The sequence below is a fragment of the Macrococcus bovicus genome, assembly GCF_004359575.1.
Classification (GTDB): Bacteria; Bacillota; Bacilli; order Staphylococcales; family Staphylococcaceae; genus Macrococcus; species Macrococcus bovicus.
In genome coordinates, this window is sequence record NZ_SCWF01000001.1 from 18,178 (window position 1) to 32,616 (window position 14,439).

Annotated in this window: 18 protein-coding genes; 14 read left to right on the top strand and 4 right to left on the bottom strand. The window is 45.4% G+C overall.

From position 1 onward, the window contains the following. Positions 1-77 precede the first annotated feature (77 nt). The 3 genes from guaC (at position 78) to ERX55_RS00130 (ending at position 2,547) form a co-directional block, all read left to right on the top strand. Entirely contained in the window at positions 78-1,061 is a 984-nt protein-coding gene (gene guaC, locus ERX55_RS00120; protein ID WP_133450559.1) for a GMP reductase, read from the top strand. Between the two features lie 74 nt (positions 1,062-1,135). Continuing rightward, the gene (locus ERX55_RS00125; RefSeq protein ID WP_133450560.1) at positions 1,136-2,122 is read left to right on the top strand and encodes a CAP domain-containing protein; all 987 of its coding nucleotides are present in this window, start codon (positions 1,136-1,138) and stop codon (positions 2,120-2,122) included. 8 nt (positions 2,123-2,130) lie between these two features. After that, positions 2,131-2,547 (top strand): hypothetical protein, encoded by a 417-nt coding sequence (locus tag ERX55_RS00130; protein ID WP_133450561.1) that lies wholly within the window; start codon positions 2,131-2,133, stop codon positions 2,545-2,547. Between the two features lie 26 nt (positions 2,548-2,573). Here the strand turns inward: ERX55_RS00130 and ERX55_RS00135 are convergent, their stop codons facing one another. Together ERX55_RS00135 and lexA are read right to left on the bottom strand one after the other, a co-directional pair. Then, a complete protein-coding gene (locus tag ERX55_RS00135) occupies positions 2,574-3,017 on the bottom strand; it encodes a hypothetical protein (RefSeq protein WP_133450562.1) in 444 nt (147 codons plus the stop codon). A 206-nt stretch (positions 3,018-3,223) separates the two neighbouring features. Next, the gene (lexA, locus tag ERX55_RS00140) at positions 3,224-3,844 is read right to left on the bottom strand and encodes a transcriptional repressor LexA (protein WP_133450563.1); all 621 of its coding nucleotides are present in this window, start codon (positions 3,842-3,844) and stop codon (positions 3,224-3,226) included. Between the two features lie 142 nt (positions 3,845-3,986). Here lexA and ERX55_RS00145 point away from each other — a divergent pair, with 142 nt between their 5' ends. The 6 genes from ERX55_RS00145 to ERX55_RS00170 all read left to right on the top strand — a co-directional run bounded on the left by ERX55_RS00145 (position 3,987) and on the right by ERX55_RS00170 (position 8,122). After that, on the top strand, positions 3,987-4,190 hold the full coding sequence (locus tag ERX55_RS00145) for a hypothetical protein (RefSeq protein ID WP_133450564.1): 204 nt from the start codon (positions 3,987-3,989) through the stop codon (positions 4,188-4,190). Between the two features lie 105 nt (positions 4,191-4,295). Then, positions 4,296-4,535 (top strand): DUF896 domain-containing protein, encoded by a 240-nt coding sequence (locus ERX55_RS00150; protein ID WP_133450565.1) that lies wholly within the window; start codon positions 4,296-4,298, stop codon positions 4,533-4,535. 7 nt (positions 4,536-4,542) lie between these two features. Next, positions 4,543-6,528, top strand: coding sequence for a transketolase (gene tkt / locus ERX55_RS00155; protein WP_133450566.1), 1,986 nt, complete (start codon positions 4,543-4,545; stop codon positions 6,526-6,528). 92 nt (positions 6,529-6,620) lie between these two features. After that, complete coding sequence (locus ERX55_RS00160; protein WP_133432703.1) at positions 6,621-6,851, top strand: YneF family protein; 231 nt, start codon at positions 6,621-6,623, stop codon at positions 6,849-6,851. 112 nt (positions 6,852-6,963) lie between these two features. Next, the gene (locus ERX55_RS00165) at positions 6,964-7,647 is read left to right on the top strand and encodes a cytochrome c biogenesis CcdA family protein (protein ID WP_133450567.1); all 684 of its coding nucleotides are present in this window, start codon (positions 6,964-6,966) and stop codon (positions 7,645-7,647) included. Between the two features lies 1 nt (position 7,648). Next, positions 7,649-8,122, top strand: coding sequence for a CcdC family protein (locus ERX55_RS00170; protein WP_133450568.1), 474 nt, complete (start codon positions 7,649-7,651; stop codon positions 8,120-8,122). A gap of 9 nt (positions 8,123-8,131) precedes the next feature. Here ERX55_RS00170 and ERX55_RS00175 read toward each other — a convergent pair whose 3' ends face one another. After that, positions 8,132-8,620 carry a DUF2621 family protein gene (locus tag ERX55_RS00175; RefSeq protein WP_133451044.1) on the bottom strand — a complete coding sequence of 163 codons (489 nt, stop codon included), beginning with the start codon at positions 8,618-8,620 and terminating at the stop codon, positions 8,132-8,134. 93 nt (positions 8,621-8,713) lie between these two features. On the opposite strand from ERX55_RS00175, the gene ERX55_RS00180 reads away from it, so the two are divergent. The 5 genes from ERX55_RS00180 (at position 8,714) to ERX55_RS00200 (ending at position 13,938) form a co-directional block, all read left to right on the top strand. Beyond that, positions 8,714-8,917, top strand: a complete 204-nt coding sequence (locus ERX55_RS00180; RefSeq protein WP_165983657.1) for a DUF1659 domain-containing protein — start codon at positions 8,714-8,716, stop codon at positions 8,915-8,917. Positions 8,918-8,950: 33 nt separating this feature from the next. Then, the gene (locus ERX55_RS00185) at positions 8,951-9,169 is read left to right on the top strand and encodes a DUF2922 domain-containing protein (RefSeq protein WP_133450570.1); all 219 of its coding nucleotides are present in this window, start codon (positions 8,951-8,953) and stop codon (positions 9,167-9,169) included. A 76-nt stretch (positions 9,170-9,245) separates the two neighbouring features. Continuing rightward, positions 9,246-10,361, top strand: coding sequence for an exonuclease SbcCD subunit D (locus ERX55_RS00190; protein WP_133450571.1), 1,116 nt, complete (start codon positions 9,246-9,248; stop codon positions 10,359-10,361). Beyond that, positions 10,348-13,245 (top strand): AAA family ATPase, encoded by a 2,898-nt coding sequence (locus ERX55_RS00195; RefSeq protein ID WP_165983658.1) that lies wholly within the window; start codon positions 10,348-10,350, stop codon positions 13,243-13,245. The genes ERX55_RS00190 and ERX55_RS00195 overlap by 14 nt, the downstream gene beginning before the upstream one ends. A gap of 81 nt (positions 13,246-13,326) precedes the next feature. Beyond that, on the top strand, positions 13,327-13,938 hold the full coding sequence (locus ERX55_RS00200; protein ID WP_133450573.1) for an SCO family protein: 612 nt from the start codon (positions 13,327-13,329) through the stop codon (positions 13,936-13,938). Between the two features lie 36 nt (positions 13,939-13,974). Here the strand turns inward: ERX55_RS00200 and mscL are convergent, their stop codons facing one another. Continuing rightward, positions 13,975-14,343: a large conductance mechanosensitive channel protein MscL gene (gene mscL / locus ERX55_RS00205; protein ID WP_133450574.1), complete on the bottom strand. Its 369-nt coding sequence runs from the start codon at positions 14,341-14,343 to the stop codon at positions 13,975-13,977. Positions 14,344-14,439: the final 96 nt, after the last annotated feature.

Here is a 14,439-nt window from a genome sequence, read left to right on the forward strand (position 1 = left end):
AACCTGTAAATTACCCTATGGACGAATTATTTAATGAAAAGTCCAATAAAAGTTCGTATTTGAAAAGAGGGGTAACAATGGAAGAAGTATTTGATTATGAAGATATCCAATTGATTCCGAACAAATGTATCGTAACTAGCAGAAGTGAATGTGATACTTCCATAGAATTTGGACCTAAAACCTTTAAGATTCCTGTTGTACCTGCCAATATGCAGACTGTGATGAATGAAGAGCTGGCAGAATGGTTTGCACAGCATGATTATTTCTATATCATGCACCGTTTTGATGAGGCGGCACGTATCCCATTTATCAGACGCATGCAGGAAAAAGGGCTTTTCGCCTCTATTTCTGTCGGTGTCAAAGAAGGTGAATACCGTTTTGTCGAACAGCTGGCAGCAGAAGGACTTGTTCCTGAATATACGACGATTGATATCGCGCACGGTCATTCCGATCAAGTCATCAATATGATCAGACATATTAAAAAGCATCTGCCGGGCACTTTCCTGATCGCAGGGAACGTCGGTACACCAGAAGCTGTACGTGAACTGGAAAATGCTGGCGCTGACGCGACGAAGGTCGGGATTGGACCGGGGCGTGTCTGCATCACCAAGATCAAGACTGGATTCGGGACAGGCGGCTGGCAGTTAGCAGCGGTCAAACAATGTGCGAAGGCAGCCCGTAAACCGATCATCGCTGACGGTGGCATCCGGACACATGGCGATATCGCAAAATCAATCCGCTTCGGTGCTTCCATGATCATGGTCGGTTCACTCTTTGCAGCTCATGAAGAGTCACCTGGTGAGACTGTGGAACTTGACGGAAAATTATACAAAGAATACTTCGGCAGTGCTTCTGAATACCAGAAGGGTGAGAAAAAGAATGTTGAAGGCAAAAAAATGTTCGTCGAGCATAAAGGTTCATTACAGGATACACTGATCGAGATGCAGCAGGACCTGCAGTCATCTATTTCCTATGCGGGCGGTAAAGATCTGGAATCCATCCGTAAAGTCAATTATGTCATTGTTAAGAACTCAATATTCAATGGTGATACAGATCGCTAAGAACATGACTTCGGTCATGTTTTTTATTTTGTGACCGACTATGATATAATCTTATTTATTTCTGGAGTGAGGTCATGAAAAAACTTCTAATATTCTGCTTGCTGGCCCTGTTGCTCTTCTTGGTACCGGTCAACTTTTCGACATTGCCCGACCGGCTGACTTTAACCGTAAAAGACAGCCTGAGACAGATGACAGAGCCGAAACAACCTGACAGGACAGAGGCACTAACAGTCGGACGGATCAGGATGAATATGACTAAAGAACAGGTGGACCATCTGCTGGGGAAGGAACAACGCGTACTGAGCAACCCTTACGGAAAATGGACCCTCTATCATCAGCAGTACCGGCACTTTGTCATAATTGGTTACCTGCACAACCGTGTAGCCGCACTCTACTCCAATGATCCGCGCTATCTGGACAGTCAGGGTGTGCTGACTGCCATGTCTCCCGCAGAGCTCATAAAACTGAAAGGGACACCGTTAACGGTAGAAGCGGGTTCAAATTACCGCGTCAGGTTCAGCGATGAGCATGTCTTCAGGTATCAATCAGCCGGCATAAGATCAACATTTTATTATGACCAGTTTAATCGACGTGTGGATGCGCTTATGCTGATGTCAGCAGCCTATTTCAACCAGAAGCATCAGTTTTACGGGACGCCATCTGCACAGCTCGCAAGAAGCAATGAACAGCTGGATTTTGAGCTGATCAATGCCTCGCGTGTGAAACGAGGGTTATCAGCGCTGAAATTTAATGATAAAATAAGTGGAACTGCACGGCGGCATTCAGAAGATATGGCTGACCATCACTTCTTCAGTCATACGAATCTGCAGGGACAGTCACCCTTTGACCGGATGACACAGGACGGCCTGCAATATAAGACAGCAGGAGAGAATATCGCCTATGGACAGGTCTCGTCCATAGAAGCGCATCATGGGCTGATGAATTCAAAGGGGCATAGACAGAATATACTGAACCGACATTTCCGTGAAGTAGGGACGGGGGTTGCCTTTAACGAGAACAATGCTCCGTATTATACAGAAAATTTTATCACTGAGAATTAGGAGAATATATGGCTAAAGAAAGAATTTTTTCATCATTACTTATCACGACAGAAGAGAGTATTTTAGTAGAGGACATTGGCAATAAACAGATGAAACTGCCATCTGTAGTGAAGAGAAGCAATCAATCGATTCAGCAGAGTGCCAATAATTTTGCTGCAAGTCTGCATAAACAGCTGAAAGTAGGAGGCATTCTGTTTGTAGTGGAAGACAAGAAGCTGCTGAAGACCTTTTTCTCAGCTTCAACCGTCAATGCCACCTCGTTCGTCTTTAATGTGCGGAACCATGACGAATTCAAGGTAAAGAAACCTTATGTCTGGCTGTCATTCGATCATCTTGACCAACTGGATATCGCAGATGAACTCAAACAGATCATTATTTCGAATCAAGTGATCAAGTCAAGTGTGCCACTTGTCAATCTGCATTAAAAAACCGATGGACATTTCCATCGGTTTTATTGTGAGAGACGGGTAATCGTCATATTGAGTCGTTCTGTCACTTTCTGACGGCTGCTTGTACGCTCTGCAATCCGGTAATCTTCCTGATCGATGATATGCAGCATCGTATCGATATGCCCCAGACGACGGAACTCCTCACCGATTGATTGTGCCGTTGAAGGATGATCTGCATCCACATGCGCATCTATCGCATTGAAATAATGCTGCACATCCGCAAAGTTAAGCGTCTGTTCGTTGTCCCGATAGTTTTCGAGCGATGAGGTGAAGCCGTCTTTATTGCTGAGTGAGGACTGATAAAGATTGGCGATAGCCAGAAGAGATTTCTTGATACTGCCTTCCCCGAAACCGAAGTTGAAGGCGAATTCTGATTCACTTAAGTTTTTTACTTTATCCAGTACTTGCTGACGTTCAGATTTTACCCAGTTATAGTCAATAGCCATAATCATTCTCCTTTAGATGTATTTACATTGTTCATACCCGTAATTTTATGAAATATGTTTGTTTATCCATATTCATTAGCGGGTAACCAGAATCTAGAAAAGAGGAATGGCAATGAATCAAGACAAAACTGAAACTAAAGACATCTTAGAGCAAGTCAAAGAAATACTTGGACGTAAATAGGTCACGCTGAACAGCGTGACCTATTTTAAAATTCACGGAAAAGACCGACTACTTTACCGAGTACTGTCACTTTATTCAAGTAGATCGGTTCCATCGTCGCATTTTCCGGCTGCAAGCGGTAACGGTTACTTTCCTTGTAGAAGCGTTTGACGGTGGCTTCATCCTCTTCAGTCATCGCCACAATGATATCCCCATTCTCTGCAATCGACTGACGGCGCACGATGACTTTATCCCCGTCCAGAATACCCGCTTCAATCATACTTTCTCCGATGACCTCCAGAATGAAGACGTCACTATTATGACTCGATGTAAAGTGGGAAGGCAGCGGGAAGTACTGCTCAACATTCTCAACAGCCGTAATCGGCAAACCAGCCGTGACTTTACCGACGACCGGCACCATGATCGTCTCATCTAAAAATGCAGATGCTGGCGTGGAATTGACGATTTCAATGGCACGCGGTTTAGTCGGGTCACGCTTGATATACCCTTTTTCCTCTAGCCGTGAGAGATGGCCATGAACGGTAGAACTGGAGGCGAGACCCACTGCTTCCCCGATCTCTCTGACACTTGGTGGATAACCTTTAGTTGAAACAATATGTTGTAAATATTCATAAATTTCTTGTTGTCGTTTAGTTAATTCTTTCATGAGAACACTCCTTAGTGTACTTTCTATGTGTATTATAGCATACTTGTTCGGGTGTCACAAACGTTTGTTCGTATTTCTGTTGACAACGAACACGTGTTCTGTTATTGTTGGAATACAAACAAATGTTCTGGAGGAAAATCACATGATTATTAGAATTTCTAAGGAATTTTTAGCGTATTTCTTCTTCTTTTTAATGATGGCAACGTTCGGAATCATATATATGGCACAATCTAACACCCTTTACGAAAAACCTCTGACACATGACGGAGGCCAGCCTCAAGTTCAAGCGACTGCGAACACACATTCCGCCACCATGAACGGCGAAGTGCTGGGCATCGTCCGGTAATTTTAACGTCTGACAGGAGTCAGGCGTTTTTTTGTGCTGAAAAAGCACTCCTGATAGCATTGGGCTATAAATTTTGATATCTTAATTAGTGAAAGGATGAGGTTTATGTTAGAAGAACACAAAATTAAAAGACTGAATGAACTCTCACAGAAAAAGAAGGAATCAGGTTTAACCGAAGAAGAAGGAAAGGAACAGACTGGCCTGCGGGCTGAATACCTGGCCAACTTCCGGAACAGCTTTAAAAAGACCATTGAAAACACTAAAATCATCGATCCGGAAGGCAATGATGTGACACCGGACAAAGTAAAAGAAATTCAGCGTCAGAATAATATCAGAGAAGAATAGGGGAATAATGATGACAAACGATCAGTTAGCAATTGATACATTACGCGCGTTAAGTATTGACCAGATTGAAAAGGCGAACTCAGGCCATCCCGGCTTGCCGATGGGTGCAGCACCGATGGCTTATACGCTGTGGACCAAGCATCTGAGATTTAATCCGAGCTCAAAATATTTCTTTGACCGCGACCGCTTTGTTCTGTCAGCGGGCCATGGCTCAGCGCTTCTTTATTCACTGCTGCATGTTTCAGGTGCGCTTGAACTTGAGGAACTGAAGAATTTCCGTCAGTGGGAGTCTAAGACACCGGGCCATCCGGAGTTTAATCATACAGACGGGGTGGACATTACAACCGGACCGCTCGGTCAAGGGTTTGCGATGAGTGTCGGTATGGCCATGGCCGAAAAGCATCTAGCTGCTAAGTTCAATAAAGAGGGCCATGATATCATTGATCACTTTACTTATGTCCTTGTGTCTGATGGGGACCTGATGGAAGGCATCTCGCACGAAGCGGCTTCACTTGCGGGTCATTTGAAATTAAATAAACTGATTGCTTTATATGATTCTAATGACATCTCCTTGGATGGTGACTTGGATAAAGCCTTCTCAGAACAGATTAAAGGCCGATTTGAAGCATACGGCTGGCAGCATATCTTAGTGGAAGACGGCAATGATGTGAGTGCGATTGATGCAGCCATCAATCAGGCTAAACAGGCTGACCGTCCGACTATCATTGAAGTTAAAACCGTGATCGGTTATGGTTCACCGAACAAGCAGGGCACGAATGGGGTCCACGGTTCTCCGTTAGGCGCTGACGAACGTAAGCTTGTTTTTGAAAACTACGGCCTGGATCCGGAACAGACATTCAACGTACCTGAAGAAGTCTATGAAATCTTCCGGGATACGATGCTGAAACGTGCGAATGACAAAGAAGCTGCCTGGCATGAGGCATTCAAGGCATATAAAGAAGCTTTACCTGAACTCGGTGAGGAGCTGGATGCAGCGATAGAGAACCGTCTCGCGGAAGATTATGCCGCTGCACTGCCGAAATTTGAAGTAGGGACATCAGATGCAACGCGGAGTACTTCCGGTCAGGTGCTTCAGGCATTATCTCAGTCTGTACCGCAGTTATTCGGTGGTTCTGCTGACTTAGCTTCTTCTAATAAATCAAATATCAAGGAAGAGGCGGATTTCTCTGCTGATACACCTGAAGGACGTAATATCTGGTTCGGGGTCAGAGAATTTGCGATGGCAGCGATGATCAATGGTATGGCTGCCCATGGCGGGGTCAAACCTTACGGTGCAACATTCTTTGTCTTCAGTGACTACCTGAAACCTGCGCTGCGTTTAGCTGCGTTAATGGGTGTGCCGTCCACTTATGTCTTCACCCATGATTCAATCGCTGTCGGTGAAGATGGTCCTACCCATGAACCGATTGAACAGCTGGCTGGTCTGCGTGCGATGCCGTATCTGAATCTGTTCCGTCCGGCTGATGGTAACGAAACGCGGGTTGCATGGCAGGTGGCGATGGAATCGAAGAAAGATCCGACGGCATTGGTGCTGACTCGTCAGAATCTGCCTGTACTCGATGTAGAAGAATCGGTCCTTGAAGAAGGGGTGCGCCGAGGCGGTTACATCGTCTACCAGTCTGAGACACCTGAATACTTGATCATTGCGACAGGTTCAGAAGTCTCGCTTGCTTTAGAGGCAGGAAAGCAGCTTGAAGCACAAGGTAAAGGGGTTCAGGTCGTCTCTATGCCGAACCTGAATATGTTCGATCAGCAGGACGCTGATTACCGAGCACAGGTTCTGCCACGCAATCTGACTAAACGGGTGGCGATTGAGATGGGCGCGACAGACGGCTGGTATAAATATGTCGGTCTGGATGGTCTGGTCATTGGTATAGACCGCTTCGGTGCCAGTGCGCCTGGAGACATCGTCATGGAGAAATACGGCTTTACGAAAGAAAAGGTGGTCCAGGAAATTCTGAGTCATTTTTAAGAGAGCTACCGGGTGACCGGTAGTTTTTTTATGGTTGAAAAATGGACTGTATTTTAGTAAAATTTGATAGGAATGAGAAAGTGGGTGAAAGAATGGCAACTTGGATCTGGATTTTATTAATTATTCTTGCAGCAGCCGCTGGAGCAGCCGCTGGTTTTTATTTCGCACGTCAATATATGATGGATTATCTTAAAAAGAACCCGCCGATAAACGAAGAAATGTTACGCATGATGATGATGCAGATGGGTCAGAAACCATCACAGAAGAAAATCAATCAGATGATGTCTATGATGAACAAAAACATGAATCAGAATCTGAAATAATGATGAGTTCCTGTCCTGGCTGGATAGGAGCTTTTTTGTCATCAAGTGTTCAAAATATCATGGCTCATCCTCTCTGTCTCTTTGCTAATATAGAAAAGAATGGGGTGACTAAATGGGTGATGTGACAATGGTGCTTGCGTTCGGCGCAGGTATTTTAAGCTTTATTTCACCATGTGTACTGCCGATCTATCCGGCATTTTTATCGTATATAACTGGGGTATCGTTCAATGATCTGCAGGAGGGGCAGATTAATCGTAAGGCAATCCTGCATACGCTGTTATTCCTCCTCGGCTTTTCAATCGTCTATATTTCATTTGGAATAGGAATAGGTTTTGTCAGTACATTGCTGCAGACTTATGATGATACGATACGCATGGTCGGCGGTCTGTTGATGATTGTGTTCGGACTCATCACGCTTGGCATCTTTACACCGGACTTCCTCATGACAGACAGGAAGTTCAACTTCAAGAACCGGCCGTCAGGTTACATCGGTTCTCTTGTAATCGGTATCGCATTTGCGGCCGGCTGGACGCCGTGTATGGGACCGATAGTAGGCTCTATTATTTCGCTTGCTCTCTCGAATCAATCGCTTGCTCTGTTTTATATGATTCTCTATGTCCTTGGTTTCTGCATTCCGTTCTTCCTGCTGACATTTTTCATTACGAAGCTGAAGTTCATTCGCACTTACAGCCAAGTACTGATGAAAATCGGCGGTGTCATTATGATGGTGATGGGGATACTGCTTTTCTTCGACCTGTTGGTTGAAATTACTAGACTATTCAGCTGGGGGATTTAATATGTATGTCATTTTGTCGATGGTTGTAGCGGTATGTATGGGGCTTATCGTCATTGTAGTCAGAATGAAAGCTCAGAACTATCCTACCAACGTAAAGAAGATTATTTTACCGCCCTTTTTTATGGCGACAGGCGCTTTAATGTATATCTTTCCTTATTTCAGACTGACACCGATGGAGATGCTGGAAGCGGTGGTCGTCGGGATGTTCTTTTCCTTGTTCCTGATCTATACTTCTAATTTTGAGGTAAAAGGTAAGCAGATCTATATGAAGCGCTCAAAACTGTTTCCGGTGATATTGATCACGCTGCTGGTGATACGATCTGTGATGAAATACTTTCTCAGCAGTACGATTCATCCCGGCGAACTCGCAGGTATGTTCTTCCTGCTGGCATTCAGCATGATCGTACCCTGGCGTATTGCCATGTACCTGAAGTACCGTAAAATCGAGCAGCAAATAAATAAGACAGTCCGTTGATGGACTGTCTTATTTTTTTTGAGCCAGCTCTGAATGATCGAAGATGGAGAACTTCTTCTTCTCATCATCTGCATACTCAAAGTATTTCATATAGGGGCTGTAATCGATATTCAGTTCCTTCAGCTTCTTCTTCATAAAGCCGTGGTCCCGTTTAGGCGTTGCAATAATATAGCCGCGCATCATATGATCGAGCTCAATTTTTTCTGCTTTCTCGTCCAGCGCAATCTTTGAGATGCGTCCTGCTATTCTTTCCTTAGCGACATCCCGAAAGAGTTCCGGTACAGGAGAGACGAGTTCATTGAGCAGGGCTCTGCTGTCCTCCTGCCAGAGCGGCAGCGCCTGCCGGATATAATAATCCTGCCAGTCCAGTTCACTTCTGCCGTCTTCTTTTGGCATCCGCTTTAAGAACTTCCGGAACATGAAGAAGCCGCCGATTGCGAGTAAACCGATAAAAATAAGTGTCCATAAGAAGATTAAATACATAAACGTGTCGTTCAAATCTTTCACCTCAAGCCTCATTATAGAAAATAAATGGAGCTGTGTCTATTTCTCCCTCTTCATTCGATATATAGGGTGAAAGGAGGTGAAGAGATGTTAAAAGAACTGACTTTAGTCCTGACATTCGTTGCATCAGTCGATGAAAATGGCAGAGAGACCAAGAAAGCACGGCGTTTCAATCAGGTCAGACTTGATCTGACGAATTCACAGGCACTTGAGCTGCAAGGATTGATCAGTGAACTGACAGGTGAGACCTATGTGACTGCAGAACTGACAGAACAGAAAGTCGTCAACTAAAGAACTGACCATTAAAAAAAGGAGGATACCATAATGAAAACACTTCAGATGACTTTCCTGACGGATTTCGGTAAAAGCTATCAATTTTCAGTTGCTAATCCTAAAGCGAACCTGAATGCACAGACTGTCGAAAATGTGATGCAGACGATTATTGATAAGCAGTACTTTGAAACTAAGGCAGGCCGCCCAGTGACGATTAAAAGCGCAAAAATCGTTGACCGCGTTGAGAATATCCTGCTTAAAAAAGACTGATCAATTTTTCATCTACCTAGGACATGACCCGAAAAGGGCATGTCTTTTTTGTGTATAATAGCATTGAGGTGAAGTCATGAAAATCATGCATATTGCTGACTTACATATCGGCAGAACGTTAAATCAGCATCCCCTGCTTGAAGATCAGATTTTTATGCTCGACCAGCTGATTGCTGAGATAGACAAAGAAAGCATAGAGCTTGTGATCATTGCAGGGGATATCTACGACCGTGCGCTGCCATCGAAAGAAGCGGTCCAGGTCTTTGAATCATTCATTCATAAAGTCAATATTGAGAGAGGTCTCCCTGTACTGGCGGTCAGCGGGAACCATGACGGTGCTGCGCGGCTCGGCTACGGCAAGGAATGGTTCAGGCAGCATCAGTTCCATCTCGGCACTCATATTGCGGACAGCTTTCAGCCGGTGACCTATCAGAATATAGATTTCTATCTGATTCCCTATGTGGAGCCCGCTGAGGCCCGCCTGTATTTTGAGGATGACGACATTCGGTCCCATCGTGACAGTTACAGCCGTATTGTCGAGCAGATCAAAGGGACCATGAACCACGAACGAAAATCCATAGCAATCAGTCATCTGTTTATTCAGGGAGGACAGGAAAGTGACTCTGAACGCACCTTATCTATCGGTGCTGTTGAATACGTGCCGGAGAAAGTCTTCCATGACTTCGACTATGTCGCACTCGGTCATCTTCATCATCCCTTTGCGATTCAGTCCGAGCGCATCTTCTACAGTGGCAGTCTGATGAAATATTCCTTTTCTGAAGTGCAGCAGCCTAAAGGCTACCGGCTGGTGACGGTGGATGACGAGGTGCGCAGCGTCTTTGTGCCGCTTAAGCTGTACCGGGATATGCACGTGATTGAGAGCAGCTATGACCAGGTGCTGAATAACGAACTGGCTTTAAAGCAGGATGATTACTATCAGTTCCGTCTGAGTGAAATGCGTCATATCAAGGATCCGATGTCACGCCTGAAAACAGTTTTTCCCCATGTACTGGAGCTGCGCTATCTTGAGGATACTGCACCTGCAACAGCGTTCAAAGCGGAGGTCGATAAACGGGATGACCTTGAAATCATTGAACAGTTTATCGAGGCTGTCTCTGAAGGCGGCGTTAATGCTGAACAGAAGCAGATACTTGAGCGTCTGTTAAAGGAGGTCAATGATGAAACCTATTAAACTGGAGCTGAAAAACTTCGGCCCTTTTATCAACGAAACGGTTCATTTTGATGAACTGAAAGAAGAACAGCTTTTTCTCATCAGCGGACGGACCGGGTCAGGCAAAACCATCCTGTTTGACGCGATGACCTATGCATTGTACGGTGAGGCCTCGACTAAGGACAGGGACAAGAATGCGCTGCGCAGCCAGTTTGCTGATGACAAAGACATTGCCAGCGTGACGTTTACCTTCAAGATAAACGACGCGATCTATGTAGCTGAGCGCCAGCTGCCCTACAGAAAGCCGGGCAACAAGACGATGACAGACACTAAATTTCAGCTGCATGATATCACGGCTAACAAGAAATTACTGGCAGCAAAACCCGCAGAAGGTAGACAGGCCGTGCATGACATCATGAAAGTGGATGTGAATCAGTTCAGACAGATACTTATCCTGCCGCAAGGGGAGTTCAAGCGCTTCCTCCTATCATCGAGTAAAGAAAAACAGCCTGTCTTAAGAACGCTGTTTGGCACCGTCCGCTTCAAATTGCTTGAAGATCAGTTGACAGCAGAGACGAAAGCGCTGGAAGCACGCGTGCATTCATTGGAGGAACGGCTGTACATTCTGCTGGAGCAGATCAAGAGTGAAACAAAGTCTGAAGGGACAGTCAGACAGCAGTTCCTGTCTTACCAGGAAGAGGTGCAGCGGCAGCAGCAGGCACTTGAAGCCGTACAAGCTGACTGGAAGGAGAAGAGCGAACTGCTGTCAGCTGAGCGGCGGACACTTGAAGAAGCCGCCCAAGTCAATGACTGGCTGCAGCAGTTAAAGGCCACAGAAGAACAGCAGCGTGACTTAATAGCAAAGCAGGGCTATATTCAGGAAGTGAGGGACAAAGTCAGCCAGCTGAAGGTACTGGACTATCTGAAGGAGAAGAAGGAAGCGCTCGCCAAATTACAGGACAGACGTGCAGCGTGGGACGCCAAGCAGAAGGCGTTGACTGCCGACAAAATCTCTGAGGAGAATCTGCTGGCATCCTTAAAGGAAAGTCAAGCGCAACTCGAACAAGATAAGTCTTCAGCTGATGAGAAGAGACGTTTCAGAGATCATCATCGGCATTATATCGTTGAAGAAGAATGGCAAGAATTAGAATCAAGGATTGCGCTGATTGACGAAGAGATTCAAGCGCATCGACAGAAGCTGGAGAACATCAGGCCAGTCGATACTGGGGCGCTTCTGAACGAGCTGACCACAGTGATGGAAGAACGTGAGGCGCTGAGCCAGCAGATACAGGACAAGCAGCTCATGATCTCACAGCTTGAGCGTGAAAAGAGTGACTACGACAAGCAGAATGAACAGGCTATGGCCAAAGAGACGTATGAAAAAGAGTTAAATGAGCTGAATCTTATCCAGACAGAACCGCTGATAGCTGCCATCGCTCAAATGAGAGAGCATCTGCATAGTGGTGAGGAATGTCCCGTCTGTCTGCAGCAGGTCAGTGAAGTGCCGCCGTTACCCGATCCAGAGGCCTTGGCAGCCTACCGGAAAATAGAGCACCGCAAGATCAGGCTGGAAAGCTTGATTGAACCTTTACAGGCATACAGTTTCCATGAGACAGCTGAACTGACAGCGCGTATTGAGAGCCTGCAGACAGAGTTATCAGCGCTTACTCTGGCGAAAGATCAGTGTGACATGCGTTACCAGGCATCAGCTGCTCGTTATCAGGAAGACCTGAAAAATGAGCAGACTTATCAATCGCATCTGCAGCGTGATGAAAAACTGCAGCATGAATTACTGACGCAGACACAGCTCTATGATCAGTTCAGGTCGCGGACAGGGTCCCTGAACTACAGACAGTTTGAGGAAACCTGGCACCGATACGATCAGGCGATTCAGGACTATGAAACAACAGAAGCGGAACTTAACAGTCAAGTACATGATAAAGAACATGACATAGCCCGGCTTGAAAATGAAGTAAGCCATTTAACGGCATTGCTGGCTGACAGTGAAACAGAATATGAAGCACTCACGTTAAAACTCAAATCTGACCTTGAGAAGAATAAGCTGACGGAAGAAGCATTGGCACTGAATGTAGATATGAGCCTTCTGGACACTCTGCAGGCAGAGATTGAGGAGTATCAGTCAGCGGTTCAGGCTGTTCAGTTCAAACTAGATGAGCTGAACGGTCAGATTGCAGGGCGTACTTTCACTGATATCCGTCCGATGGAAGAGGCCGTCAGAAATCTGGAGGACACAGTGACGATGCTCCAGGCAGAGAAGCATACACGGCTCATCAGAGTGAAAGACAATGAGAAACTTCTGCAACAGATTGAAGCAGGACTGAAGGAATATGAGGCGAAGGTGCTGAAGCAGCAGGATACTCTTGAGCTGTCGAGACTCCTCAGCGGCAAGAACCCGCACAACCTGACATTGGAGAATTATGTGCTGACCTATTATTTGGAACAGACCCTTCTTCTCGCTAATGTCAGGCTGAATGATATGACCCATCATCGTTATCAGTTCAGACGTAAGAAGGAGAAGTCGCTCGGCTATAGCGGACTGGATATCGAGATATTTGATCGCTATTCCAATCAGGTGAGGGATATCACTACACTGTCAGGTGGCGAGACGTTTTTGGCCTCTCTCGCGCTGGCGCTTGGGTTAAGTGACTATGTGACGCAGCTGTCTGGTGGCATCAGCCTGGAATCAGTCTTCATTGACGAAGGATTCGGCACGCTGGACAATGAGACGCTCGAGACGGCGATTGAATCACTGATAGAGCTGGAAAGAAGCGGTAAGATGGTCGGTCTGATCTCGCATGTTGAGATGCTGAAGTCAAGAATTCCGGCAATTCTTCATGTTGAAAGTAGCGGCTATATCAGCACGACACGTTTTGCGGTCAAATAAATTGTTACAGTTTAGTCAAAATTTCTGATCATGTACTAAAAAACTCTGTGATATATTATTTATATCAAGGAGGATGCTGTTATGAAGAAATTAGTTTTTTTGATGGGTATGATCTTATTTTTAGCGGCCTGCAGTAACTCGAGGCTCGAACCTAAGCCGAGTTACGGCAATCAGGTCTCAGAATTCAAGGCGACAGACGAAGACGGTAAAATGTTCTCGAGTCAGGATATGAAGGGCAAGGTCTGGCTTGCGGATTTCATCTTCACGAACTGTGAGACTGTCTGTCCGCCGATGACCTATAACATGACGCAAGTCGTGGATGAACTCGAAAAAGAGGGCGTCAAAGATTACGGTATCATCAGTTTCAGTGTTGACCCTAAACGGGATACGCCGGCCAAGCTGAAAGCCTATTCTGAGCAGTACGGCGCCAAGACAGATAACTGGAAACTGATGACTGGCTATGATGAAAAATTCATCCGTCAGTTCGGTGAGGAGAACTTCAAGACCATCGCTGTCCCGCCGACCGCAGGAAATGATCAAGCTACACACGGGACTTCTTTCTATCTGATTGATCAAAATGGCACCGTCATCAAGGATTATATCGGTAAAGATACAGGCGACCAGAAGTTCCCGAAAGGTGAAATTGTAGAAGATGTGAAGACAATGATCAAAGAAGGACCGTATAAAAAATAATACCGCGCTGCACAGATGTGCAGGCGGTATTTTTAATTAGATATTTCTGTTGCGCAGTAAGTCACGGATCTCGGTCAGTAATGCAGTATTCGCTTCAATCGTTTCTTCTTTCGGTTGTGCTCTCGTTAATTTATTGAAGACCTTTACAAATAAGAAGATGGAGATTGCAACGATTAAGAAGTCAATGATGGATTGAATGAATACGCCGTATTTGATACCCATGTATGCCCAGTCGCTGGCGAAGTCGGTTTTGCCGCCGAAGACGAGTGCGATGATAGGCATGATGACACTTTCAACTAACGCTGTAACAATTTTACCAAATGCAGCACCGATGACAACAGCGACTGCAAGTTCAAGGACGTTACCTTTAATAGCAAATTCTTTGAATTCTTTAATTAATGACATGTATAGTCACCTCCTGTGTGAACATTTTATATGATATTGCACATAAAATAAACGCTTAATTGAAGTTAATGAAAGCGTCTCTATCCAACTGCTCAA

Bases quoted from the DNA above. Each gene is read 5' to 3' on its own strand.
- ERX55_RS00130 (WP_133450561.1), top strand. From the start codon at position 2,131: ATGGCTAAAGAAAGAATTTTTTCATCATTACTTATCACGACAGAAGAG.
- ERX55_RS00145 (WP_133450564.1), top strand. From the start codon at position 3,987: ATGATTATTAGAATTTCTAAGGAATTTTTAGCGTATTTCTTCTTCTTT.
- ERX55_RS00180 (WP_165983657.1), top strand. From the start codon at position 8,714: ATGTTAAAAGAACTGACTTTAGTCCTGACATTCGTTGCATCAGTCGAT.
- guaC (WP_133450559.1), top strand. From the start codon at position 78: ATGGAAGAAGTATTTGATTATGAAGATATCCAATTGATTCCGAACAAA.
- ERX55_RS00195 (WP_165983658.1), top strand. From the start codon at position 10,348: ATGAAACCTATTAAACTGGAGCTGAAAAACTTCGGCCCTTTTATCAAC.
- tkt (WP_133450566.1), top strand. From the start codon at position 4,543: ATGATGACAAACGATCAGTTAGCAATTGATACATTACGCGCGTTAAGT.
- mscL (WP_133450574.1), bottom strand. From the start codon at position 14,343: ATGTCATTAATTAAAGAATTCAAAGAATTTGCTATTAAAGGTAACGTC.
- ERX55_RS00200 (WP_133450573.1), top strand. From the start codon at position 13,327: ATGAAGAAATTAGTTTTTTTGATGGGTATGATCTTATTTTTAGCGGCC.
- ERX55_RS00150 (WP_133450565.1), top strand. From the start codon at position 4,296: ATGTTAGAAGAACACAAAATTAAAAGACTGAATGAACTCTCACAGAAA.
- ERX55_RS00125 (WP_133450560.1), top strand. From the start codon at position 1,136: ATGAAAAAACTTCTAATATTCTGCTTGCTGGCCCTGTTGCTCTTCTTG.
- ERX55_RS00160 (WP_133432703.1), top strand. From the start codon at position 6,621: ATGGCAACTTGGATCTGGATTTTATTAATTATTCTTGCAGCAGCCGCT.
- ERX55_RS00190 (WP_133450571.1), top strand. From the start codon at position 9,246: ATGAAAATCATGCATATTGCTGACTTACATATCGGCAGAACGTTAAAT.
- ERX55_RS00165 (WP_133450567.1), top strand. From the start codon at position 6,964: ATGGGTGATGTGACAATGGTGCTTGCGTTCGGCGCAGGTATTTTAAGC.
- ERX55_RS00185 (WP_133450570.1), top strand. From the start codon at position 8,951: ATGAAAACACTTCAGATGACTTTCCTGACGGATTTCGGTAAAAGCTAT.
- lexA (WP_133450563.1), bottom strand. From the start codon at position 3,844: ATGAAAGAATTAACTAAACGACAACAAGAAATTTATGAATATTTACAA.
- ERX55_RS00170 (WP_133450568.1), top strand. From the start codon at position 7,649: ATGTATGTCATTTTGTCGATGGTTGTAGCGGTATGTATGGGGCTTATC.
- ERX55_RS00135 (WP_133450562.1), bottom strand. From the start codon at position 3,017: ATGGCTATTGACTATAACTGGGTAAAATCTGAACGTCAGCAAGTACTG.